The 25,523-nt window shown below is 42.3% G+C and carries 21 protein-coding genes and 2 tRNA genes; 12 read left to right on the top strand and 11 right to left on the bottom strand.

Annotated features, from left to right (window positions below):
* Positions 1-28: 28 nt before the first annotated feature.
* The 3 genes from H3V01_RS09165 to H3V01_RS09155 all read right to left on the bottom strand — a co-directional run bounded on the left by H3V01_RS09165 (position 29) and on the right by H3V01_RS09155 (position 3,231).
* The gene (locus H3V01_RS09165) at positions 29-1,261 is read right to left on the bottom strand and encodes an RtcB family protein (RefSeq protein ID WP_198186598.1); all 1,233 of its coding nucleotides are present in this window, start codon (positions 1,259-1,261) and stop codon (positions 29-31) included.
* Positions 1,262-1,306: 45 nt separating this feature from the next.
* Positions 1,307-2,881, bottom strand: a complete 1,575-nt coding sequence (locus H3V01_RS11085) for a slipin family protein (protein ID WP_232332661.1) — start codon at positions 2,879-2,881, stop codon at positions 1,307-1,309.
* A gap of 275 nt (positions 2,882-3,156) precedes the next feature.
* Positions 3,157-3,231, bottom strand: a tRNA-Trp gene (locus tag H3V01_RS09155).
* A 318-nt stretch (positions 3,232-3,549) separates the two neighbouring features.
* On the opposite strand from H3V01_RS09155, the gene rtcR reads away from it, so the two are divergent.
* Positions 3,550-5,181 carry an RNA repair transcriptional activator RtcR gene (gene rtcR / locus H3V01_RS09150; protein ID WP_198186597.1) on the top strand — a complete coding sequence of 544 codons (1,632 nt, stop codon included), beginning with the start codon at positions 3,550-3,552 and terminating at the stop codon, positions 5,179-5,181.
* 79 nt (positions 5,182-5,260) lie between these two features.
* Here the strand turns inward: rtcR and H3V01_RS09145 are convergent, their stop codons facing one another.
* Positions 5,261-5,602 (bottom strand): MerR family transcriptional regulator, encoded by a 342-nt coding sequence (locus tag H3V01_RS09145; protein ID WP_198186596.1) that lies wholly within the window; start codon positions 5,600-5,602, stop codon positions 5,261-5,263.
* A 75-nt stretch (positions 5,603-5,677) separates the two neighbouring features.
* Between H3V01_RS09145 and H3V01_RS09140 the strand changes: the two genes are divergently transcribed.
* Positions 5,678-6,082: an EthD domain-containing protein gene (locus H3V01_RS09140; protein WP_198186595.1), complete on the top strand. Its 405-nt coding sequence runs from the start codon at positions 5,678-5,680 to the stop codon at positions 6,080-6,082.
* A gap of 95 nt (positions 6,083-6,177) precedes the next feature.
* On the opposite strand, the gene galU is transcribed toward H3V01_RS09140, so the two are convergent.
* The 4 genes from galU to ampD all read right to left on the bottom strand — a co-directional run bounded on the left by galU (position 6,178) and on the right by ampD (position 11,516).
* A complete protein-coding gene (galU, locus tag H3V01_RS09135; protein ID WP_096765929.1) occupies positions 6,178-7,050 on the bottom strand; it encodes a UTP--glucose-1-phosphate uridylyltransferase GalU in 873 nt (290 codons plus the stop codon).
* Between the two features lie 6 nt (positions 7,051-7,056).
* On the bottom strand, positions 7,057-9,483 hold the full coding sequence (gene ligA / locus H3V01_RS09130; RefSeq protein ID WP_198186594.1) for an NAD-dependent DNA ligase LigA: 2,427 nt from the start codon (positions 9,481-9,483) through the stop codon (positions 7,057-7,059).
* Positions 9,484-9,574: 91 nt separating this feature from the next.
* Positions 9,575-10,825: a cell division protein ZipA C-terminal FtsZ-binding domain-containing protein gene (locus tag H3V01_RS09125; RefSeq protein WP_198186638.1), complete on the bottom strand. Its 1,251-nt coding sequence runs from the start codon at positions 10,823-10,825 to the stop codon at positions 9,575-9,577.
* 106 nt (positions 10,826-10,931) lie between these two features.
* Positions 10,932-11,516, bottom strand: a complete 585-nt coding sequence (gene ampD, locus H3V01_RS09120; RefSeq protein ID WP_198186593.1) for a 1,6-anhydro-N-acetylmuramyl-L-alanine amidase AmpD — start codon at positions 11,514-11,516, stop codon at positions 10,932-10,934.
* Positions 11,517-11,800: 284 nt separating this feature from the next.
* Between ampD and H3V01_RS09115 the strand changes: the two genes are divergently transcribed.
* From H3V01_RS09115 to H3V01_RS09100, 4 genes are all read left to right on the top strand, one after another.
* Positions 11,801-11,876, top strand: a tRNA-Phe gene (locus H3V01_RS09115).
* Positions 11,877-12,157: 281 nt separating this feature from the next.
* Positions 12,158-12,979, top strand: coding sequence for a hypothetical protein (locus H3V01_RS09110; protein WP_037394187.1), 822 nt, complete (start codon positions 12,158-12,160; stop codon positions 12,977-12,979).
* A 112-nt stretch (positions 12,980-13,091) separates the two neighbouring features.
* Entirely contained in the window at positions 13,092-13,319 is a 228-nt protein-coding gene (locus H3V01_RS09105; RefSeq protein WP_084552612.1) for a hypothetical protein, read from the top strand.
* Positions 13,319-13,612, top strand: coding sequence for a helix-turn-helix domain-containing protein (locus tag H3V01_RS09100; protein ID WP_198186592.1), 294 nt, complete (start codon positions 13,319-13,321; stop codon positions 13,610-13,612). The genes H3V01_RS09105 and H3V01_RS09100 overlap by 1 nt, the downstream gene beginning before the upstream one ends.
* Before the next feature lie 134 nt (positions 13,613-13,746).
* On the opposite strand, the gene H3V01_RS09095 is transcribed toward H3V01_RS09100, so the two are convergent.
* Together H3V01_RS09095 and H3V01_RS09090 are read right to left on the bottom strand one after the other, a co-directional pair.
* Entirely contained in the window at positions 13,747-14,202 is a 456-nt protein-coding gene (locus H3V01_RS09095) for a MarR family winged helix-turn-helix transcriptional regulator (RefSeq protein ID WP_198186591.1), read from the bottom strand.
* A gap of 2 nt (positions 14,203-14,204) precedes the next feature.
* The gene (locus tag H3V01_RS09090) at positions 14,205-14,636 is read right to left on the bottom strand and encodes a hypothetical protein (protein WP_198186590.1); all 432 of its coding nucleotides are present in this window, start codon (positions 14,634-14,636) and stop codon (positions 14,205-14,207) included.
* A 357-nt stretch (positions 14,637-14,993) separates the two neighbouring features.
* Here H3V01_RS09090 and H3V01_RS09085 point away from each other — a divergent pair, with 357 nt between their 5' ends.
* Positions 14,994-16,871, top strand: coding sequence for an AMP-binding protein (locus tag H3V01_RS09085; RefSeq protein WP_198186589.1), 1,878 nt, complete (start codon positions 14,994-14,996; stop codon positions 16,869-16,871).
* Between the two features lie 63 nt (positions 16,872-16,934).
* Here H3V01_RS09085 and H3V01_RS09080 read toward each other — a convergent pair whose 3' ends face one another.
* Complete coding sequence (locus tag H3V01_RS09080) at positions 16,935-19,034, bottom strand: condensation domain-containing protein (protein WP_198186588.1); 2,100 nt, start codon at positions 19,032-19,034, stop codon at positions 16,935-16,937.
* A 431-nt stretch (positions 19,035-19,465) separates the two neighbouring features.
* On the opposite strand from H3V01_RS09080, the gene H3V01_RS09075 reads away from it, so the two are divergent.
* The 5 genes from H3V01_RS09075 (at position 19,466) to H3V01_RS09055 (ending at position 25,484) form a co-directional block, all read left to right on the top strand.
* Positions 19,466-20,407, top strand: coding sequence for an ABC transporter permease (locus tag H3V01_RS09075; RefSeq protein WP_084550663.1), 942 nt, complete (start codon positions 19,466-19,468; stop codon positions 20,405-20,407).
* A complete protein-coding gene (locus H3V01_RS09070) occupies positions 20,404-21,351 on the top strand; it encodes an iron chelate uptake ABC transporter family permease subunit (protein WP_025331567.1) in 948 nt (315 codons plus the stop codon). The genes H3V01_RS09075 and H3V01_RS09070 overlap by 4 nt, the downstream gene beginning before the upstream one ends.
* The gene (locus H3V01_RS09065; RefSeq protein ID WP_198186587.1) at positions 21,348-22,124 is read left to right on the top strand and encodes an iron ABC transporter ATP-binding protein; all 777 of its coding nucleotides are present in this window, start codon (positions 21,348-21,350) and stop codon (positions 22,122-22,124) included. Before H3V01_RS09070 ends, H3V01_RS09065 begins: the two co-directional genes overlap by 4 nt.
* On the top strand, positions 22,121-23,107 hold the full coding sequence (locus tag H3V01_RS09060) for a siderophore ABC transporter substrate-binding protein (RefSeq protein ID WP_198186586.1): 987 nt from the start codon (positions 22,121-22,123) through the stop codon (positions 23,105-23,107). The genes H3V01_RS09065 and H3V01_RS09060 overlap by 4 nt, the downstream gene beginning before the upstream one ends.
* Positions 23,108-23,219: 112 nt before the next feature.
* Positions 23,220-25,484: a TonB-dependent receptor gene (locus H3V01_RS09055; protein ID WP_198186585.1), complete on the top strand. Its 2,265-nt coding sequence runs from the start codon at positions 23,220-23,222 to the stop codon at positions 25,482-25,484.
* Positions 25,485-25,523: the final 39 nt, after the last annotated feature.

The raw sequence follows: 25,523 nt of genomic DNA, 5'->3' as shown, positions 1-25,523 counted from the left end.
TATTCTACAGTTGATTATCCGGATAATATCAGCCCTTAACACAGACAACCTGACGTAACTGGTGCTTGATTTCCACCAATTCCTGTTGCGCCTGCATTACTGCTTCAATATCTTTATACGCCATAGGAATTTCATCAATAACTTCAGCATCTTTACGGCATTCTACATGAGCCGTAGCCTGCATCTGGTCAGCAACAGTAAATTTCCGTTTAGCTTCACCACGACTCATAACTCTGCCTGCACCGTGAGAACAGGAATGAAAACTTTCTGCATTCCCCCGCCCCTGCACAATATAACTTTTTGTTCCCATAGAACCCGGAATAATTCCCAGTTCACCTTCTCGTGCAGAAACAGCTCCTTTACGCGTAACAAAAACATTTTTACCGAAATGGTGCTCTTTCTGTACATAATTATGGTGACAGTTTACAGTTTGTGAATGCGTAGTAAACGGCACATTGATTACTTTGCGTATAGCAGCGATAGTATTGTGCATCATCACTTCACGATTTAAACGGGCAAATTCCTGTGCCCAGTGCACCGCTTTCAGATAATCATTACAGTATTCGGTTCCTTCTACTAAAAACGCCAGATCATTATTAGGCAAATAGGTATCAATAAAATATTTTTTCATTTCCTTTTTAGCCAGCTCACTGAAATATTTACCTATTGCACGACCAATACCGCGTGAACCACTATGCAGCATTATCCATACGCGATCACACTCATCCAGACAAACTTCAATAAAATGATTACCGCCGCCTAAGGTTCCCAAATGACTATAACTATTCGCTTTTAAAAAACACGGATATTTACTGGTCAGTTTTTCAAATCCGGGCAAAAGTTGCTGCCAGTACTCCTGTACAATCGGTGGCGGATTTTGCCAGCTTCCTTTATCGTACTTTTCTTTATTGAGAGTGGAACCATGCGGTACCGCCTTTTCTATAGCCAGACGTAATGGCATTAAATCTTCCGGCAGATCCTGAGCAGTAAGTGACAGCTGTACCGCCATCATTCCACAACCAATATCCACGCCGACAGCAGCCGGAATAATCGCACCAGAAGTCGGAATCACACTCCCGATAGTAGAGCCTTTTCCCAGATGCACATCTGGCATAACCGCAATATGCTTAAAAATAAAAGGTAATTGTGCAGTTTCGAGCAATTGTTTTTTAGCCACATCTTCTACCGGCACACCTTTTGTCCACATTTTTACCGGACGTGTTTTATTTTCTTTTAATACTTCAAATTCTTGCTTTTGCATTTTTAACTTCCATTATTTTTTAACCAATTAATTAGCGGATGTACGCTATTGCGCCTGAATATTAATCAAACCATGCAATAACTGATCCAAACCGCCTACAACCGAAATCTTATCGATTCGTTCAGCAATTCTTTCCAGTGTTTCCATTTCTTTTAAGCGTAAAGCAACCGGATTATTTTCCATTACCCGGGCTGTATTCAGTAAGGAACGGGTAGCAGAAGTTTCTTCCCGCCGGCGGATAACATTCGCCTGTGCAGATTTTTCTGCTTCTACTACTTGTGCCAGAATGGTTTTCATGTCTCCCGGTAAAATAATATCTTTTACGCCAACACTGACCGTTTCAATTCCATAGCCCGTCATATGTATCTGCATATGAGCGCTCACCACTTCGTCGATTAAATTTTTGTTTTCCAGCAACTCATCCAGACTGCGAGTACCAATCGCTTCCCGTAATGCAAATTGTAATTGCCGGTACAATAACTCCATTGGCTGCGCAATTCTGGCAAACGCCTTTAACACATCGGTGTAACACCAGCTGGCTACCAGATTAATACGCAGATTGACTTTATCCCGGGTTAAAATTTCCTGACCGGATATTTCCACTGTCTGCAAACGTGTATCGACAATTTCGACACTGATTTCACGATTAAAACGCCAGTAAGCAGTAATACCTGCATTAAGCAGCTGTTCTACTTTACCATTAACTTTTAATACGCCAACATGATATGCCGGTACCTGTGCAATCAATACACTACTATCGCCAGTCACTTCTTTTTTACGTAATTTTGGCTGTAACAGCTGCTGTACCATTTGCTCAGAAAGCTGAAAATCGTCAGTCAGCTCAATAAGCTGCATATGTTGCTTGCAGTTATTCTGCCAGTACAATCGTTTGGTTCCCGGAGGCAGAATTTCCACCAGTAAATCATCTTCAAAACGTAAACCGGTCTGATTAGCACCTACCTGCATCTGAATACAGAATTGTGCCATCTGCTGCGGGGCATTTTGTTCAATTGTTGCCGCCAGCAAATCATCAATACGGTTATCCTGTAGTTTGAATTTACCCAGAACCAGCTTATGTTTGAATTCACACAAACCAATTACGGATTTAGGTGGAATAATCTGTACAAACTGATTATCAACAAACAGCGTACCAATTTGCTCATCGATAAAATAATGCAGTTTGATGTGATCGATACCTTCAATTAATCTGCCGGTATTTTTTGCCTGAATAATTTCCATAGCAACTTCATCAGACAACCGGTACCCTTGCTCCAAAGTTACTTTTTTAATTGCCTGTTCTTTATAACTCTTCCAGTACAATGCTTTAGTAGAGGGTTGAATAATCTCTACCAGCATTTGTTCTTCATAACGCAGCACAATCTCATTATCAGCCACATTGACATAATGACAATATTTTTCTACCAGCTGCGGATAAAAATTGAGCAGTTTTTCGGCGATAGCCGGTTCAATCTTAGTATCAGCTAAATCCACCAGATAATGAGTAATGTTGACAAAAGGATTCCAGAAAATATGCCGGCCTGCGGTAACAATAGTATTAATTTCACCGCGTTTGGTGACAACGGCCAGCTCACCTTTTTTCACATTAATTATATTCAACATATTAAATCTCCTTTTATGGCAGCCAGCAAAGAGAAGAGACACAATCAAACGGATTAAGTAACGAAATAACAGGGGAAAAACTGATATCTTTAAACATTCAACTAACTGTTTATGGCTCATCAATTTTTTGCCTGCTATCCGGTTTTTTTACCCGGACAGAATCATTAATCCGCTTATTCTGTGCGGTTAACCGGTTTTTTTCGTGTCTTAGCTTTACTGCTTTGCTTATTTCCCTTTACTGGCTGGTATTGCTCAAACAACAAATTATTACAATATGGCTTTTGAAACAGGAGTCGAACCCGTGACAGATTGGTTTGGTACCAATTGCTCTACCTCTGAGCTATTCAAAAATTTTCCATCGGAAGGAAACGTCTTTCATACCGGGGAATACATGTTGATAATGCGAATAAATCAGTCTTTCGATTAATTTAATTCCATTCGCTATGTACCCTACTGCCGTAAAAAACAGTATGTATTTCAGACAATATCCTTATTGCAATTACCGTACCAAGTTCATAAATTTCTAAAATAAAATAATTAAAATATTGTTTTTAAAATAAAAATAAATAAATAAATTTATTTTCAATAAATTATTTTTAGTTTTATTTTCGTATTTTTTATAAAATATTATATAATTTTATTTAATTTTATATAACTAATAATAAATAATGGACAAGAAAAATATCGTATTCAGTTTTTTAGGCAATGTACTTGACCAGCGGGGCAAAGGAAAAAAACGCTGGACACGCTGGCGCCCTACTATTGATATCTGTAATCATCCGGAATGGCCGATCTATCGTCTGGAACTGATTTATCACACTCAGGACAGCAAACTACTCGAAGAAATTATTCTGGATATTAAAACCATTGCCCCGGATACACAGGTTAATCCGATTCCGGTTCAGATACAGGATCCATGGGATTTTGAAGAGGTGTATACCTGTTTACTGGATATCGCCAAAAACTATACTTTTAGTAATGAACAAGAAAATTATTATCTGAATATTACCACCGGCACCCATGTAATGCAGATCTGCTGGTTCTTACTGGCAGAATCACGTTTTTATCCTGCCAGACTGTTACAACCCTCACCGCCGGCCAGACCATCTGCATCGCCAGAAAACTTTGCCGCAGAACCTATAGCAAACCCGCCACTGTGCCCCAGCGGACAAATAAACATCATTGACCTGAATCTGAACCGTTACGACCAGATTCTGACCCGCTTTCAGCAATATGCTACTCAGGCAACAGAACTGCTCAAATCAGGTATAGCGACAAAAAACCGGCATTACAATCAGCTAATCAGCGAAATAGAACAGGTTGCCAGCCGCTCTCATGCGCCTATTTTGCTATGCGGCCCCACTGGTGCCGGAAAATCTTTTCTTGCCCGGCAAATTTACCGGCTTAAACTGAATCAGCATCAGATTACCGGACAATTCGTAGAAATTAACTGCGCTACTCTGAGTAGCGATAATGCCATGTCTACACTGTTCGGTCACATCAAAGGTGCTTATACTGGTGCCAGTTTGGGCAGAAACGGCTTACTTAGACAGGCGGATAATGGTGTTCTGTTTCTGGATGAAATCGGAGAACTGGGGCTGGATGAACAGGCTATTCTCTTAAAGGCGATTGAGGAAAAACAATTTTATCCGCTAGGTGCAGATAAACTGGTATCCAGTAACTTTCAACTGATTGCCGGAACCAACAAAGATTTAAAACAGGCAATTATCCGCGGTACTTTTAGAGAGGATTTATACGCACGTATCAATTTATGGAGTTACCAGCTACCGGGACTTGCCGAACGTAAAGAAGATATCGAACCGAATATTGATTTTGAGCTGGCACGATTTGCGCAGGAGTACGGTACCATGCCGCGTTTTAATCAGCAATCCAGAGACCGTTATATTCAGTTTGCCACATCGGCTATGGCAACATGGCCGGGTAATTTCCGTGAGCTCACAGCTTCCATTACCCGTATGGCTACTTTATCTACACAAGGAAACATCACTCTGGAACAAGTTGAAAATGAAATCCGGCGTTTACAGATACACTGGCAGCAGGTAACTCTTTCTGATGCGCTGATTCCGGCTGAAATTGATGAATTTGACCGGTATCAGCTGGAAAAAGTCATTGAAGTATGCCGGAAAAGCCGAACTTTATCCGAAGCCGGCCGGTATTTGTTTGCCGTGTCCAGAGCACAAAAACAGCGCGCCAATGATGCAGACAGACTGAAAAAATATCTGGCCAAATTTGATTTAAGCTGGGAGCAGATAAAAGACAGCACCAGTAGAAGCAATTAATGCTTTCTCCTGCCTGTGATCATTATTTCTTATTTGAGATTCAGCAGCTATTATACGAAATAAAATACACAAAAATACATTATTTACTTATCATATTAAGCAGACGGGTTCGTGTTTGTATTAATATATCTATTTGTTGTTCGATCTTTTCTAACGTCAGATTAATATTTTTCAGGTAAATTTCACAAGGCTCAAATTTACTGTTTTGCTCATGCCAGCAAGGCAGTATTTGCCGGATAATTTTTAACGAAAAACCGGCATTATTGAGCTGCTGAATCAATTTTACTCTTTCTACATCTGCCTGCTGGTATTCACGGTATCCGGATTGTGTACGGGCAGGTGTCAGCAATTTTTCCTGTTCATAATAGCGCAACATTCTGGGACTGATTGCACTTTTTCTGGCTAATTCACTAATTTTCATTTTTACTCTGTTGACTTTAACACTACTGTGAAACTTTATCATTATTCGCACAACCCACAAACTGAAAGAAAGAAAATGATTAAGTTAACTATGTTAGTAAAACGCCTGCCCGATATTACTTATGAAGAATTTGACCAATACTGGATCGAGCATCATGCTCCGCTAGTGGCTTCTGTGCAAAACGTTTTAAATATTACCCGCTATGTACAAACCATTCCGCACCGTTATCCCGAGCTGGATAAAATAATACAAAACGGGCGTCAGTCTCAAAATTTTGTTTTTGACGGCATGGCTGAAATATGGTGGCAGAATCTGGAAAGCATGCAGAAAAACCGGTCTTCACCAGAAGCCGTAAAGGCATTAAACGCATTAATGGAAGATGAAAAGCGCTTTGTTAATCACACACAATCAGTTGTCTGGTATGCAACAGAACGCCTGATTATTAGTAGCACTAATTATCAGACAATGCCATTGCGCTGAAGCAGAACCCCAGGCAAAAAACTTGCCTGCCGGCGAAACAGCAGGCAGGCAAATAATAAAACTAGAAACATTTACGTATGAATTCCGGTATTGCGTTAACACACCATGCGCTGCAATAATTTTTTAAAATCTTCTCCTACCAGAGGATGTTTCATACCATAGGCCACGGTTGCTTCCAGATAACCAAGCTTATCACCGCAATCATAACGTCTGCCGGCAAAAGCATACGCAATCATTTTCTGTTCAGTCAGCAACCGTGCAATAGCATCAGTCAGCTGAATTTCTCCACCAGCACCCAACGGTAAATTAGTCAGAAAATCAAAAATTCGTGCAGACAAAATATAGCGCCCAACCACACCCAGATGTGAGGGTGCTTCATCCGGATGAGGTTTTTCCACAATACTCTTTACATAATCAAAATCATTCTGATGATTAATCTCGACAATACCGTAAGCACCCGTCTGCAGTGGATCAACATTTTCTACACCAATGACATTACAACCCGTATGGTAATACGCATTCATCATCTGGCTCAACGCACCTGGTTGTGCATCAATCAGGTCATCTGCCAGCACCACAGCAAAGGCTTCTTTACCCACTGCTGCCCGGCTACATAAAACCGCATGTCCCAGCCCCAGTGCGGCCGGCTGGCGAATATACAGACAAGTCACATTGGGCGGCAGAATATCCTGCACAAAATCAAGCAATTTATTCTGATTGCGGTAAGCCAGCTCTGTTTCCAGTTCATAAGCCTTATCAAAATGATCTTCAATACAGCGTTTATTCCTGCCGGTAATAAATACCAGTTCAGTACAGCCGGCAGCAACAGCCTCTTCTACCGCATACTGAATCAGTGGTTTATCCACTATCGGCAACATTTCTTTCGGGCTGGCTTTAGTAGCCGGTAAAAACCGTGTCCCCATACCGGCCACCGGAAAAACACACTTACGGATTGGTTCTGCTTTCATTCAGATTTACTCTTTAATTCCCAACATAGTCATTAATGCAGCCTGATCCAGTATGGTAACACCAAGTGCCTCAGCTTTGGATAGCTTGCTGCCCGCCTCTGCTCCGGCCACCACAAAATCAGTTTTTTTCGATACACTGCCGCTCACTTTACCACCGGCTTCTTCAATATGCTGCTGTGCCACATCACGTGACCAGTCTGGTAAAGTACCGGTTAACACAAAAGTTTTACCGGCTACAGCTTCATTAACCGATGACGTCTTTTCCTCCGTCTCTCCGCTAAGCAGCTGTTCACGTAACTCAATTGTCTTTTGCAGTAATTCATGATTTTCAGGCTGGCTGCACCATTTCTGCCAGCTTTCCGGCAAGGCTTTATCAGTTAACAGTTGTGACCAGTCCTTACCCGCCAGTTGCCACAGCTTCTGTGCCCGCGCTTCCGTTAAACTAGCGCAGGGTAAACGAGCCAGTATCCGCTCAGGAGTAAAGTATTTACCCAGCGGTGTGCGACGTGTTTCTGTCTGCGGTTGCACACCGGCATCAAGTAATTCCTGCAATTGACTGGTCTGATCTTCCTGACTGAAAAAATAGGCTACCGAATGTGCTACCACCTTACCGATATCCGGCAAGCAGGCCAGTAACGGCTCAGTAGCCTGAGTAAGCGTAGCCAGATCACCGAAAGCCTGTGCCAGCTGTTTTGCTGTACGCTCACCAACATGAAAAATACCCAAAGCATAAATTAAATTAGCCAGAGGACGCTGCCGGCTGGCCTGAATACCGGCCAGAATATTTTCAGCCCATCTGGATGGCAGCTGTTTGCCTGCTTTATCAGTTGCAGATAATTCCAGTTCATTTGTCACCGACTCTGCTGAGCTTTCCCCTGCCTCCTGCTTAGCCTGCTGTTTCATTGCCAGCAAATCAGCCAATTGCAAATGATAAACATCAGCAAAATGACGGACTCTGCCCTGTGTTACTAACTGTTCAATCTGCCGGTCACCGAGATTTTCGATATCCATGGCGCGACGTGAAGCAAAGTGAATTAGCGACTGCACCCGCTGAGCATGACACAGCATTCCGCCACTGCAACGAGCTACTGCTTCACCCTCTTCACGGACAATTTCATGACCGCAAACCGGACAGTTTTCTGGCATACGGAACGGCGGATATTTGGGCACAGCTTCAGGCGGAGTAAGCAAATCTGCCGCCGGTTTTTCCACCATCGGACGCTGTGCCAGCACCACAGATACAATTTCAGGAATAACATCTCCGGCACGGCGCACAATAACCGTGTCACCCTCACGTACATCCTTGCGCTGTGCTTCACCTTCATTATGCAAAGTTGCATTAGTAACTGTAACACCACCTACAAATACCGGTGTCAGCCGCGCCACTGGTGTTACTGCACCGGTACGTCCCACCTGTACATCAATAGCCTCTACCGTAGTCAGCATTTCCTCTGCCGGAAATTTTTGGGCAATAGCAAAACGCGGAGCACGGGCTACATAGCCAAGCTGCTCCTGCTGAGCCAGATTATCCACCTTAATGACTACACCATCGATGCCAAACGGCAAATCTGCACGTATCTGAAAAATATGCTCATAAAAAGCCAGCACCTTCCCAATATCAGCCTGATAGCACAAATTATCCTGTGGCGGTACAGTCAGCCCCAAACGAGCCAGAAATGCCAGTTCTTCGCTGTGGCTGTTTACCGCAAAACGCTCATCCAGTCTGGCAATTCCGTAGGCATAGAAATGCAAGCGCCGGCGTGCCGTTATTTTCGGATCCAGCTGGCGTAAACTGCCAGCCGCTGCATTACGCGGATTGGCAAAAGTTTTCTGATTTTCTGCCTGCTGATGTGCATTAAGCCGGTCAAAATCGGCTTTAAGCATCAGCACTTCACCGCGTACCTCCAGCACATCCGGTACCTGATCACCCAGCAAACGCAATGGAATATTAACAATAGTGCGCGCATTCTGAGTAACATCCTCGCCGGTATATCCATCTCCGCGCGTAGATGCCTGTACCAGCAGACCGTCACGATACAACAAACTGATTGCCAGACCGTCAAACTTTGGTTCAACAATATATTCAGGCTCAGCACCAAGACCATCACGTACCCGTTTATCAAAAGCATACATCTCACTGTGGTCGAACTGATTATTATCATTCAGCGGTGAAAATGCATTGTTCAGTGACAGCATCGGAATCTGGTGCACCACAGCAGCAAATTTTTGCTGTGCCTGCCCGCCTACACGTATACTCGGGCTGTCCGGCTGCCGCCATTGCGGATATTGCTCTTCCAGAGCCTGCAACTGGCGGAACAACCGGTCATATTCCGCATCCGGCACAGTAGGTGCATCCAGATCATAATACTCATGCGCATAACGATTGAGTAGTGCGGTTAAATCAATAATTTGCTGTTCGCTTACTGAATCCATTACAGCTATCCTTCAGGAAAAGGAAAAAGAAATGGCAAACCCCGTTCTGCGGCTTGCCATCTCTTTATAAAATTAAAATATTCAGGCAATATCAGGAAAACAGTCTTTTGGCCAGTTCACTTCCCGGCTCCAGATCAACCTGCTTCATTTCCTTTTGCCGGTCAACTACATAGCGGCGTACCTCACGCAACCACTCTGTGGATAACTCTTCCACTTTATCATTAACCAGATCCAGACCCAGCTGACTGGATAATTTCACAGCCATATCCATAAACTGATCAAAACATTTCTCGCCGTTTGGTATATGTACTATATCAAACAACATACTGAATCCGCGATAATTTTGATTTGCTAACAAAGTAGAGGTAAAAGGTGTGTTATCCAGCGTAACAATATTAAACAAAGGCTCGCCATTAGTATCTGCATAAAAAAATGCACCATCATGCCCCAGCTCAAAGCCCTGTTTCTCAACCGCAGAACGCAGCTCCGTTCCGCTGACGTTCGTACGTGATACCAGATGAATCGCAATTGTCTGGTCAACCCTTGCGCATAAATCATCCAGTGGACGCGCCACATCCAGAAAAGTATTAATATCCGTTAACAGCAGCTGACCATCCATCTGCTCGGCGAAACGATTGGCCTGTTCGCCAAAATGCGCCAGCTCTTCATGAGTAAGCAGACCACTGCGGCTGATTGCCTGCAGACCAACCACAAAACCCTGATAATAAACGCTGGGAATCGGTTCAGCTATCTGGTAACGGTCATCCATCGTACAGCCCACCAGCCGGAAACGGGAACGGCTGCTCAATCGCGGCATTGCATGTAATTCTTTCGGCTGATACAACGCAATATAGGCCAGATAATCAAAACGTACATCAAACCACGGTAGCGGCTGTTTAGACATGTCCCGCACATCCAGCAAAGCTTTACGTCCCTTTACCGGAACCGTGCGTGATAATGGCGCCATATCAATATGTGCTGCTGAATTTTCCGGTGCTGCAACGTTATCAGGAGCAGAAGATGCCGCTTGCGCAGCAGACACATTCTCTTCTTCCGAAACTGTACCATCAATAACTTTTTCATCAGTGGCCGAAGTCTCAGATTGTTCGGCGGATGAATCATCAGTTTTATTTACTTCCTCAGCCGGCGGCACAGTTTTAGTGTTCATTACAGACTGAGCCTCCGCACCATCTCGTACTGAATTTACCTGACTGTCCAGTAAAGCATCTTTATTGGCATGCCCGAACTGTTCGCGCAATTGTTTGCGGTATTGGCTTTCCTGATAAATATTATAGGCCAGTACCAACAAAATAATCGCAGCACCTATCACCAGTACAATTATTACAGAATCACTCATTACATTCCTACCAGACAATTTGCGAAAACCGCAACTTAATTAACAGTTGAATGGAATTATAACTAAAAATACCCCTGCCGGCAGCCATAAACTACAAAAGCCACTGATATTCTGTCACTATCGGTAAACCATTACTGCGCAGCATATCCCATTCAAAAAAATGCCCCGGATCCGACTTTCGCCCCGGTGCCACATGCTGATGGCCGGTAATCGCCTGAATCGGATAATGCGCACACAGCATCTGCAATAACGCATACAACTGCGTATACTGAGATGGTGTAAACGGTTCGAAATCACAGCCTTCAAGCTCAATTCCGATCGAAAACGCATTACAGCCATCCCTGCTGTTAAAACGTGATATCCCGGCATGAAAAGCCGCGTCATCACAGGAAACAAACTGAATTATCGTTCCGTCCCGTTCCAGCAGAAAATGGCTGGATACCCGCAATCCGGTTAATGAACGCATAAAATCATCCGGTTCAGCAGCATCAATCTGATTAGTGAACAAACGCTGTACTGCCTGCTGCCCGTATTCAAACGGTGGTAAAGAAATATTATGCAATACCACCAGCGATACCTCAGTCTGTGCCGGACGCCGGCTAAAATTCGGTGACGATACATGAATACATTGCTGTAACCAGCCATCTTTCCATACCGGCTTTTGTTCGCCCTGCATCCTCTTCACCCTTGTAATAAAAGTGTTTACCTTAATACAGCTCTTATCCGGCGTCTACTTTTTGTGAAGAATCATACAGAAATCTAAGCTACGCAATCGTTTCCTGTATGTATTCTGAAAAAAGAAAAAACGACCTGATTAAACACACAGAATTTCAAAACCATACTCGTGCAACTAGAAAATAACTAATTTTTCTAACAAATAAACAGCGACATAGGTAAGTGAGTACATAAAACACTTGCCAAGCCGGCATATATCTGGTTTAATGCGCACTCTTCCCCGATGGCCAGATAGCTCAGTCGGTAGAGCAACGGACTGAAAATCCGTGTGTCGGCAGTTCGATCCTGCCTCTGGCCACCATTAATAACCGCTGAATGCGGTTATTTTTTTGCCCGTTGAAAATATAAAAATAAATTAAATAATTGTATGAAATTTAAAATTTAAAATTTTTCTTATTTAATGAAATTAAATTTATATTAGTTGCTAATATAATCAATAACGGTCAAATAATTCAAAAAATCAAACTACAACACCCTGACTCATAGTTATCCTAAATTCTATTGAGCAAATACCGTACAGTTTAAATTTAGAATAAAATATTTTTTAATTATCTAAAAACTCGAAGCAATTAAGGAATAGAAATGAATAACCAAGAACAATTAGAACCCATTGATTTCCTATCTGAAGATGGTCATTCATATTCAATTTTTACGCTTGAAGATCATCTAAATGAGGCTAAAACCCAAAATAATGAAATTATTTATACCTGTGAGGCCACAAGTAAAAAAATAAAATCAGAACCAAAATTTATCTCATTAGAAGAATTACGCAAAAAATATAATTCATTATGTGGAAATAGTCATAAAATTAATAAAAAAATAAAAAAACTAGAAAATTTGCTGAAAACTACTATAAATAAGAATACATTTCTAACAGAAAAACTATATAAAGCAAAAATTAAAATTCAAGAGTTAGAAAAGCAAAAAGATAATCCAGCACAGACTACAATTATTCATAATTTAACAATTTATAATAATAAATTAACATCACAAATTCAAAATTTACAACATGAGCTCATAGCATTAAAACGAACTAAACCTATTATTGTAGAAAAAAATATCAGGGCTGAAAAAAAATTAAAGCGACTGAATAATGCTTCTATTGAACTAGAAAATAAGAAAAAAGAAATAGCAAATACACTTACAATAAGAGCCCGTAATGCTGGAAAAGCGAAAAAAAGCCCTTACGAAAAAACCGGAACAAAAGAAGCAATGAAAGAATATTGGTTACGGGCAAAAGATAATTTTACAGAACGAGGAGCAAAGCAACAATTTATAGATGATATGCGTGAAAAAGCACTAACAAATATTTTACCTATGCCTAAAAATAGCAATTTAACTGAAAAAACAATTAGAAACTGGATGAAAGACTTTGAACAGGAAATGAGTAAATCATCAAGCTGATTCCGGAAATCAACACGCTATTTCAGGAAATCAGCATGCTAATTCATTTAACTGATTCTTGGCATTAATTAATCTTTTGCCTGTACTGACCAATTACAAAAAAGGCAAAAGCATGACAAATAAGCTGATCAAAGCTATTAAAATTTTCACACTCAAAACTTCAGATATAGATATTACATGGGTAAGAACTATCTTAAACCATAAGTTTGATAAAACACATTTTCTCAAACTTAGCCAGTTAGTTATATTCTATAAAGCATGGTTAGCAAATCAATATTATATACCGTATTACTTTGTGATATTACCTGATAAGCTAACAATAAATGCGGGAGTTAAATAATGAATAATATTACTACTGCTATTTTAGCTAAAAAACAAAGTGATGTGACTACTCAGTCACTACCAAATACCAGTTACGCTACTCAGCGTAGTTTTATTCTGCAATGCTTACGTAAATGTCCTCATAGTACTTTGGAACTGCGTGCATTAGGTATTTGTAGTCCGGCACCACGTATTAATGAATTACGCAATAAAGGGTATGTAATTAAGACAACACGCAGGCATGAATACGATTCTGCTGGTGTAATACACAGTATTGCCGTATATACTCTACTAACCAGTAGGAACAGATAATAAATTTATTAATTTTAATATCTGAATTCAGCAATAGAAAAAGTTAAACAGTGTTTTATGCTTTTTCTATTGCTGTTATTTTCAGTAAACCATTTATTTGGTAATTCCAGATACATTTACTGTTAATAAAATATTTACTTGCCTAATAATGTTATTAGCATTTTATTAAATAATTGTTGATCATTACCCAAAACAGCAAAAAACTGTTTATCAATTTGTTCTACCAGTGGCACGGTTTTATTGGCCATATCGAAACCGCTTTGTGTCAGTGTAATTGATTTGGCACGACTGTCTCTGGCTGACACCGCACGGGTTATGTATTCTTTTTTTTCCAGATTTTCCAGAATTTGTGAGATGGTCATTACATCAATATTAGTTTTACCGGCCAGTAAAACCTGAGTTATTTCTTCATTGAATTGAGACTGATAAGCCAGTGTAGCCAGTACAATAAATTGTGGATGGGTAATTTTATGTGTTTTCAGACAGTTTTTAATCTGATTATGCCAGGACGAATAAGTTTTCATAAAAGTAAAACCAATTGAATCTGAATCATTGGTAAATCGGGTGCGAAACTTATTGTCCTTACTCATTTTCAGCTTTCAACAAGATGATTTAAAGCATATGCTTTGTCGATAATATCATCTGAGATTTGCTTTAGAAAAGCATAAGAGGATTTAGCATCAAGTTTTTGCTCCGGTCTCAGGGCAATTTCAGATTTTAATGCATACTGATTTTGCGAAAGGTTTACTATCTGATGTGAAAAAGATAATACGCCGATATCCGGCATATTAAATTCTTCGGTGAATTCCTGATTGATGATTACTTTTGATAATGTTACCGGCATTTCAGGTACATTCCGGAGTTTAAATATTCCCTGTACGCCTGTTTTAAGTTCACCGAAAAAAAGGAAGTTTTCAAGATCAGTTTCCCATAGTTGTCTTAATGAAAGCTTTGTATAGTATGGCCAGATTTGTTCCGGTTTAGCTGATGTTGGTAAGGTAAATGTGATTGAAATTTTATTCATTGTTCCTCCTTATATAATAAGTAAGCTTATTATATGTTTACTTATTAAAATATACAATATAATTTTATTCAGCTGTTAAGGCTTGTTCCGGTTAAGCAGTGATTTAAGTATGCAATTAACTGGCAAAGAGCGGATATCGGGCAATTTAATGATTATTTGCCTGAAAGTTTCTATCGATAATCTGAATAAATTATTGAAATTAAAATTTTTCTTATAAATGAAAATAATTATTATTATCTTTTAAAAAAGGTTAACTCTGTATAAAATGTTTTGCGGTGCGGTAATTTATTTGAAATTCTTTTTTTGTCATTACTCATTTGAGTAGCAGCCGACAACAATAAACGGGAGAAAGTTTATATGCAATCTGACAGCTCTGAATTACAGCAACAGGATAACTTTGAATCTAATCGGGATAGTTTGCTGTATCGCGGGAAATACGATGAGATAGTGGCAGATGCATTCTGCTTTCTTGATTCTATCCGGCATAATCTGTTTGATTATCCGCCAGATAAAACTGCTTTGTTCTATGATGGTAAAGCAATCAGTTACGTTCAGCTGGGTAAAAATGTGGCTCAGGTAATGGCTGCACTGCAACAAAAAAAATTACGTGCCGGTGCGGTAGTGGCAATTTGTCTGCCTAAAAGTGCTGAGCATGTTTATGCGGTTCTGGCCTGTGCTCTGACGGGTATTATCTGGTTACCGGTTGATATGGATGCACCAGAAGCCAGACGAGATTATTTACTGTCTAATAGTCTGACGGATCTGGTCATTAGCAAAACGCCGGTAACCGGCCGGCAATATGTACTTATTGATGAGGCTCTGACTGCACAAGGTTTCAATCATCCAAAATGCTGCTATCAGCTGAATACTGAAGCAGCCTATTATTTATATACTTCCGGCAGTACGGGAACGCCGAAATGTGTGGTACTGAATAATCTGGCTACTGCCAATGTACTCGGACAAACCATCAGCCGGTGGCAGGCTGATCAGGATGATGTATTGATGGCTGTAACGCCCTTTCATCATGATATGTCGGTTTTTGATGTTTTTGGGGCAATGGCTCTTGGTGCTTCTCTGGTTATTCCTACTGCGGCACAGGCTAAGGATGCAATGTCATGGGCTGAGTTACTGACAGCTCATAATATTAGTATCTGGGTAAGTGTTCCGGCTATTGTGGATATGCTGTGCAGCGTTGCCAGTAAAGAACAATTGCAGTCTTTGCGCCTGATTGCACAAGGTGGTGATTATATTAAGCCGGGTCTGATTCAGTTTTTGCGCCGGCAACTGCCACAGGCGCGTTTGTTCTCGTTAGGCGGTCCGACAGAAACAACTATCTGGAGTATATGGCATGAAATCACTGCTGAAGATATTGATGTGATTCCTTATGGTAAAGCACTGGCACATAACCGATATTATATTCTGGATGAGCAGTTACAGCCATGTGCCATTGGTGAGGTGGGGCGAATGTATATGTCGGGCGTGAATCTGTCTAACGGTTATTTGCTCAATGGTCAGTTGCAAACCGGGGATTTTGTCTCTCTGGGATGTGATGAAGAAAAAATTGCTTTTCGCATGAGTGATTTGGGGTATATGCGAGATGATGGCAATATTATTTTTGCAGGACGTACTGAAGGTTATCTGAAAATAAAAGGTGTGAGGATTTCTGCGGCCGAGGTTGAAGCTGCGCTGGCTAAATCCGGCTATTTTCAGGACAGTCTGGTGGTGTGCTGTACTCACCCGGTAACACAAATGCATGAACTGGTGGCGGTGTATACGTTGCCGGCTAATCAGTCCGATGCGGATATTAATGCTTTGAAAACGTGCTTGATGGCTGATTTACCGAAATCACATATTCCGACCAGATGGTTGATGATTGAAGAAATTCCGCTAACCCGTAATGTTAAAGTAGACCGTAAGCTGATACAGCAGATGGCACAGGAACGCCTGTATCAGGCTACGCCGCTACAGGCCAAAGTGACAGCGACACAAGAACTGGCTGTAACTGATGATATTCTGGCTATTTTTCGTGAATGCCTGCCCCAGACAGCAGAAAATGCTGTGAATATTTCTGCACAAACTGAAATTCTGAATACTGGTATGCGTCTGAAACAGTTAATTATGCTCTCAGACAAGCTTACGCAACAGTTTGGTATCCGGCTGGATACGGCTGTTTTGCTACGCTGTAAAACAATACAGGATGTGGTGAATGAGATAAGCAGGAGGATGCCTGAATAATATCTGCCGGAAACCATTAAACAAAGTACTTAAAAAATTTAAGTACTTTGTTTATCTGAATCTTTATGCCGATGCCTGTTTAGCCAGATCATTTAACAGCTGTTGCACTTCTTTGGCTATTCTCTCGACCAGTACAGTCGGATAACGATGTGCCTGATAGGTAATAATCATGCTCAGGCTGTACTGATTGTTAATCTGATTTTCCATAATTTCGAAGTGCAACCCGAACATGGATTCATTGCGCTCCGGTAATATCTGCCGGTAAGGTATGGCACCCCGGGCTGTGTTTAGCTGACCATTTAAGGCATTGTTTGAATGAATGTGAATATAAACATCAAACATTAATCCTTCGTTATCAGGAATACCTAAAGCCTGCTGAATATAGTTAATCGGAATATCGGCATAATCCATGGATTCGTTGATTTGTTCACTGGTGTCTGCCAGCAATGCGGTAAATGATTGCTGTGGGGTAAAACGGGTACGATGGGCAACCATGGTTGTGAAGTAGCCAACGGTATCAAAATAATTGGGATCAGTACGGCCGGATGCTGAGGTGCCGATGACGATTTCGTCTAAATTACCCTCTTTTTGCAGTATGGTGGCAATAGCGGTATAAAACACGCTGAATATTGAAGCATGATGAAGTTTGGCAAATGCGGAAATATGCTGATGAAAAGCAGAATCAAATCTGATTTCCAGCCATTTCACCTGCGGAGCAGTATTTTCCGGCAAGGTGATGGTGTCTGTGTTCAGGGTTAAGCCTTTTTTTGCTCCTTGTAAGCGGCTGCGCCAGTAGTCAAGATGCTGACGATTAATACCGTTTTGCTGCTGTCTGCGTGCAAATTCATGAATAGCGGGTACGGTATTTGTCCATACCGGTGCCTGTCCTTGCAGCCGTGCGGCATATGCATGGCTCAGATCAGTCATGATGGTATTTAAAGACCATTCATCTATTACCATGTGATGTACCAGAAACGATAAAACTGTGTTGCCGTTATCTGCTGTTAACAGCCGGATTCTGAGAGGCAGTTCACGAGTCAGATCAAATTTATACGCCGCTTCACTGGACAGTGTTACTCCATGGCTGTCGCTGACCGGCCAGAACCATTTATATTGGTTAAGTTCGGCTACGGGAACTGTATATTGTCTGGTTTGCTGTTTATCGGTTTTAAACAGGGTACGCAAGCCGATATGGCGTATGATTAAATCATTAAATGCCTGATGCAGGATTTCTTCATTGACTGGCTGCTGAAATTCGATGGCAAACGGTAAATTGTAAATAGGGCTGAAATCAAAGGCACTGTATGCCTGCCATAGAAAATCCTGTGCCAGTGTTAATGGCGCACTCTGATCCGGCTGTACTTCGGCTGAAGATACTGCCGGCTGCTGCTGACGGGCAATTTTTGCCAGTGCGCCTGCTGTAGGCGATTTAAAAAAATCATTAAAATTCAATTTAATACCATGATTTTTTTGTAAATTACCTATCACCCGTGTTGCCAGTAGTGAATGTCCGCCAAAATCAAAAAAATCATCGTCGGCAGTCATATCGGGCTCTGCCAGTGTATTTCTGAATTCTGCCAGTATGATGTCTGGCAACGATTCTGTATTTGCAGGCTGAGCCGGTGTTGCCGGTATATTCAGTACAGTTAAATCTAAAGGCAATAATTCGAGCTGATGCGGTGCTCCGGTATTGCTGGTGTAAGTGGTTTGAATTTCCTGAATTAAATCATCCAGAGTAAATTGCTGAGCCAGTATCGGATGTAAACGCAAAGCCAGAAAAACTTTGTTTTCTGTGCTGATTACTGTAACCAGAAAGGGGGGTGTTGTTTCCGGCTGCCATGATTGCTGCATTAGTTGCGCCAGAAGGGTAATAAGCTGTTTTTCCTGTATTTGCTCTGTTTGGATACAAGCTGAGAAATCAGCATCGGGATATTTATATAAATCTCCGTCATCGGTAAATTGATAGCGAACATTTAAGTCTGTATGGATTTCCAGTAAATGCACAATGCTTTTATGCAGTATGGTTAAATCCGGATATGGGTTTACCTGCCACACTGCCAGTTGATATTTCACCTGCTCCGGTTCCTGCAATTGTTGCATCCAGATAAATTCTTCGTGCTCATTTGCGATAGAAGGAGCAGAATCTGTATTTAACGTTAACATATTATTAATCCTCTCTTGCCGTATCAGTTATTCATGACTGTCTGTACTTATTCTGGTCATAATTATTTAACCAGTTAACTTAAATTAACATCGGAAGAGATTTGTGCTACCTGCCTGCTCTGTTTATCAGAGTCAGAATTTTTATTTTTATTAATAATACTTTACAATACATTTAAAATGATAATACAATTGATTTTCATTTTCATCAACTTTAATTGTTTCTAATTTTATTTAATGTTTTGATTTATGCCGTAAAACAGCAGCATAAGCAGCAGATCGACATAAAGAGCACTTTCCTGAGGAGAATCAATGCTGAGTCTGTATCAGCCGATGCGGGAGCAAAATCTAGCTTGCCGGCTTGCGGTCTTGTATGGTGATGACTTTGTAACCACGGCTGTAATCAGTCATCGCTGTAGCAGGATATATCACTGATGTACCGTATTCTGATCAGTGTATTTATTGTTTTATGTATTGTGTCTTTGCTGGTAGGCACTGATCCGGTTTCATGGACAGGTCTGCTGTCCGGTTCTGATGCTGACTGGTTAACTGTCAAAGCCAGCCGCTTTCCCCGTCTGATTGCGATTGTGCTCACAGGTATGGGGCTTTCGATCGGTGGTGTGATTCTGCAACATATTGTCCGCAATAAATTTGTGGAGCCGGAAACAGCCGGCGGGCTGGATGCAGCCAAACTCGGCATTCTGGTTTCGCTGGTACTGCTTCCCTCTGCCGGTGTGCTGAGTAAGATGCTGGCAGCTCTGCTGTTCTGCTTTGTTGCCGGACTGATTTACATCTGGATTATTGCCAGAATCCGCTATCAGCAGATTGTGCTGATTCCGGTAATCGGGCTGATGTATGGCTGTGTTTTAAGTGCTGCGGCTGAGTTTTATGCCTATAAAAATAATCTTTTACAAAATGTTCAGGGCTGGCTGCTGGGTGATTTCTCCCGTGTGGTGCAGGGGCATTATGAATTGCTGTATGTGCTTGTGCCGGTAATTATTCTGAGTTATGTATTTGCCAACCGGTTTACTGTAGTGGGTATGGGGCAGCAGATGGCTGCCAGTCTGGGCGTAAGCTATAAAATGACTGTGGCTATTGGATTGATGCTGGTATCAGTTACTGTTGCGGCTACGGTGATTACGGTTGGTTCTATTCCTTTTATCGGTCTGGTGATTCCGAATCTGGTGGCGATTAAATATGGTGAACATTTAGCCAGAACTTTACCCGTTGTCGCGCTTGGCGGGGCATGCCTGCTGCTGGGATGTGATATTACCGGCCGTTTGCTGATCTACCCCTTTGAAATACCTATTGGCCTTACTGCCGGTGCGGTTGGCGGCATTGTCTTTTTGCTGCTGATTTTACGGGGGCTACGATGATGAATCGCAAATTCTGGCTGCTTTGCGCCTGTATTGCCGGACTGGCGGTATTTTTTATGCTGTTTGATTCCGGTCTTGATTTTGAATATGTGCTGCCCAAGCGATTACTGCGTCTGGCTACTATTTTGCTGGCAGGTATTTGTATTGCGGTTTCGTCTGTGGTGTTTCAGACGCTGGTAACTAACCGGATTCTGACTCCGGCAATTATGGGTTATGAGGCAGTATATCTGTTCTGGCAGGTCTTGCTGCTGTTCTTTCTGGGACAAAGCAGTCTGGGGCTGCTGGGTCTGAACGGAAATTTTTTTGCTTCAGTCGGATTAATGCTGTTTTATTCGTGGCTTATTCATCATTACCTGCTGCCGCGTGCACGCCACAGTCTGTGGTTATTGCTTTTGTTCGGTATGGTGCTGACCATGGTTATCACCACATTAACGCAGTTTATTGTGCTTAAAATCAGCCCGGGCGAATTTTCTGTTTTTCAGGGAATTAATTATGCATCTTTTAATCATTCCGAAACGCAGACGCTTTTATATGCTTTTGTCGCCATGCTGGCTGTAGGACTGGTGGGATATCCGTATCTGACTACTCTGGATGTGATGGCTCTGGGAGAGGAACAGTCTGTTTCGCTTGGTGTCGATTATGCCCGTTATGTGCGCTGGGGATTCGGTCTGATTGCTGTGCTGGTCGCTGTTTCGACCAGTCTGGTTGGTCCGACTGCCTTTATGGGGGTATTTATTGCCAATATGGCTTATGCCTTCGCCGGCCATTATCAGCATAAACGGATTCTGTTATTTGCCAGTGCGGTAGCTATTGCGGTGTTTCTGATTGCACAGATTCTGGTGGAGCATGTGTTTAATTATAAAACGACAGTCAGTATCTTAATTAATCTGATTTGCGGGGTGTATTTTCTGCTGCTTATTGTCCGTCATCGAGGAATGGCATGATTTCTATTCAGAATATTTCCAAAGTATATGGTCATCGGCCGGTGCTGAACAATATTAGTCTGAAGCTGCCGATGCAGCAGGTGATTGCATTGATTGGCCCCAATGGTGCAGGGAAATCCACTCTGCTGATGATTCTGGCACGGCTGCTTTCGCCGACTAAAGGCAATATTCTGTTTGATAACCAGGATATTGCCGGCATCCGCATTGCTGATTATGCCCGTCTGGTCGCGACACTACGGCAATCTCCTTATTTCGGTTTGCGGCTGACGGTTAAGGAGCTGGTGTCGTTCGGCCGTTTTCCCTACGGGCACGGGGTACTCTCAGCCAGAGACCATCAGGTTATGGACGAGGCAATCGATTTTCTGGGGCTCAGTGCCCTGCGTGATGTGTATATAGATGAATTAAGCGGCGGGCTGCGGCAAATGGCTTTTCTGGCGATGACTATTGCTCAGGAAACCAGGATTTTGCTGCTGGATGAACCTTTAAACAATCTGGATATGAATCATGCAGTACAAATCATGGCAGCAATCCGGCGTCTGAGTGAAGAGCAGCGGAAAACTGTCATTATGGTGGTGCATGATATTAATTTTACTGCAAATTATTCAGATTATATTGTCGCATTAAAACAGGGACAGTTAAGTTTCAGCGGTCCTGCTCAGGAAGTCATTACTGAAGAACGCCTGAGTGAACTGTATGAGCTGGATTTTGAAATTAGTCACAATAAACATGGTTATGTCTGTCAGTATTTTCAAAAGTCGAAAGGTAAAATATGAACGGGAAACTCAAAAAATGTGCTGTCAGTCTACTGGGGCTGATTGCAGTAGCAACAATGGTGACCATATCCGGCTGTGATAAAAAGCCGGTTTCTGCGTCTTCGTCTGCGGTACAGAAGCGTAGTGAGCCGCTTATTATCAAGCATCAGCTTGGTACGACTACAATTGATCACATTCCGCAGCGTGTAGCCGCAATGGATATGAATGAAGTGGACTTTCTGGATCAGTTAAATGTGCCTGTAGCCGGAATGCCCAAGGATTTTATTCCGCATTTTCTGGATAAATACAAACAGAATCATGATGATATTGCCGATTTAGGCGGCATTGTGCAGCCGAATATGGAACGTATCCATATTCTGAAACCTGATTTGATTTTAATGACTCCGATTCAGAAAGACCATTATCAGGAACTGACGCAGATTGCACCTACGCTCTATTATGAGATCAATTTCAATAACAGCGAACACGGGCATCTGGACACCATTAAAAATCATCTGCTGACTCTGGGTAAGATTTTTAACCGTGAAGATTTAGCCCGCACCAAGGTTGCTGAGCTGGATACGGAAGTCAGTAAAGTTCGTGCTGTGACTAAAGACCGGCCGGAAAAAGCGCTGGTAGTACTCTATAACAATGGCTCTTTCAGTAATTATGGGGTGGATTCACGCTATGGCTTCGTTTTCAGTGATCTGGGTGTCAAACCGGCCAGTAATGATCTCAGCACCAGCCTGCACGGACAGCCGATTTCCAGTGAATTTATTAAACGGGCTGATCCGGACATTCTGTACATTATTGACCGTACCTCAGTTATGGAGCATCAGCCGGTGATTAGCGCTGCACAGGTAACTAATCCGTTATTACGCGCTACCAAAGCATGGAAAAACAACCGGGTAGTTTTTGTGGATGCCGATGCATGGTATACCACCGGAGCCAGCCCTACTTCGATGCGACTGCTTATGCAGGATGTGATGAAAGGCTATCAATAACTTTGTTTTAATTACAGCAGAATAATAAGCTGTATAAATAAGAAAACCAGACCCTACCAATAAATCCATCCGTTAAATGTATTGCGTGAGTTTAGTTAACAAGGAGAAATCTATGGGTAAACACGCACATCACCGCAGGCAAGAGGCTTTGCCTGCGGTCAGACACCGAAGCAAAAATTTTCTGCATCCGTTCACTTCCTCACCCAAAGCGCTGATACTGAGTATTGCCAGCGCCATGCTGCTTTACACTCCGGTTATATATGCGAAACCGGCTGATGATAAAGCCAAACCTGCGGTGAAAAAAACAGCTACCGAGAATACGCCATCCACTGGTGAAGCTGTTCTGGCTGATGTGGTGGTGGAAGCAGGCGGAAAAACAACTTACTCCGGCGGTTTTGTGGCTAAAGACAGCCGTCTTGGTTTTCTTGGCAATAAAACTGCGATGGAAACGCCATTTAATACCGTTAGCTATACCAATAAATTCGTTGAGGATTCTCAGGCAAGAAATGTTACTGATGTCATTGCTGCTACTGACCCTTCGGTATTTACCAATGGCGCTATCGGCGGCTGGAGTGAAAATTACTATATCCGCGGCTTTCAGTCTGACACCAACGATATGTCGATGAACGGTTTATTTGGTATTGCCCCCTATTACCGTACACCGCCGGCCATGTTTTCACGCATTGAGGTATTGAAAGGACCGTCCGCACTGTTAAACGGTATGCCGCCTGCCGGTTCTGTTGCCGGTACAGTTAATCTGGTATCCAAGCGTGCAGGTGATGAGCCTCTGCTACGGATAACGCCTACCTATATGTCTGATTCACAATGGGGCGGAACGGTTGATGCGAGCCGCCGGTTCGGGCAGAACAAACAGTTCGGGATTCGGGTTAACGGGGTTTATCAGGATGGTTCCGGCCCTGTAAGAAAACAGGACTTGAAAACTCAGCTCGGTTCAATAGGAATGGACTGGCGCGGCTACCGTGCACGGGTTTCTGCTGATATCTATATGGCCAATGACAAAGTGGACGGAGTAGTACGCGGTATCAATCTGGGTAAAAATATGAAAGTACCCTCACCACCAAATCCGAAAACGCTGATTAACCCCGACTGGTCTTATGTCAGCAATAAAGACCGCGGAGCTATGGTGCGCGGTGAATTTGATATTACAGACAATATTACTGCTTATGCGGCTTTCGGGCGCAGTAAAACCAATTATAAATACAATGGTGCTACTTCAGCCAATCTACTGGATAACAAAGGCACCATTCAGACCATAATGGCGCAGCTGGCATTTGATCTGGACAAGAAATCAGCAGATGTGGGCTTTAAAGGTCAGTTTGATACTGGTCCGGTAAATCATCAATGGGTAGTTAATACTACTTACTACAAGCATAATCAGCATGATTTTGGTGTCAGAAGTATTCCATGGGCTACATGGATAACCAATATGTATGATCCGACATGGGGTAAGTCTGTACCCTTTGATGTTCCGCCAATTTCCAGAAGCTCACTGCAGCTCAGAAGCTATGGGATGGCCGATATTATGTCGTTCATGGATGATAAACTGCAGCTGACTTTAGGTCTGCGCTATCAGGAAGTCAAAAGTGATAATCTGAGCCTGATGGGTAAACCTGTTTTAACTGAATACAAAAAACACGCATTGACTCCGGGCGTGGCTATTCTGTTTAAAGCCACAGATCATGTATCACTTTACGGCAATTATATTGAGGGTTTGACCAAGGGTGATTCAGCCCCCATTACAGCAGCTAATTATCCCAAGGTGTTTGCTCCGTATAAAACCAAGCAGACTGAGCTGGGGATAAAATGGGATTACGGCAATCTGGTTAATTCTCTGAGTATATTTAACATCAAAAAACCCAATAGTTATACTGATCTGAGAACTAATGAGTTTACATCCGGCGGTCAGCAGCGCAACCGCGGTATTGAATGGACGTTTATAGCCTCGCCGATTGAGACAGTACGTCTGATAGGCGGTGCCAGCTACATTAAACCGGAGCTGACTAAACTGGCAAATCATGCCAATGAAGGGAATATTGCCACGGGTGTGGCTAAAGTACAGGGTAAGCTGGGTGCGGAGTGGGATATTAAAGCCGCAGCCGGCATTGTTACTCTTTCTGCCAATGCTACGGCTGTATCCAAACAATATCTGAATCAGGAAAACAGTTTATCGGTACCCGGCCATACTGTATTTGATATTGGTGCCCGCTACAATGCCAAAGTATCCGGCCATCCGTTTACGTTGCGCGCAGAAGTGAAGAACGTAACCAATAAAGCATATTGGGGCATGCCGCGCCTGTCCAATCTGTCTTTAGGTGCACCGAGAACTTTCCTTTTATCCGGTTCGTATGATTTTTAAAAAATTTCCGGCCTGTAAAAAAATCGCCCTTTCGGGCGA

Origin of the sequence: Snodgrassella sp. M0351, from assembly GCF_016100575.1 — a bacterium.
Lineage (GTDB): Bacteria > Pseudomonadota > Gammaproteobacteria > Burkholderiales > Neisseriaceae > Snodgrassella > Snodgrassella alvi.
The sequence above is the reverse complement of the archived record's forward strand: the minus strand, read 5'-3'. Positions and strand labels throughout refer to the sequence as shown.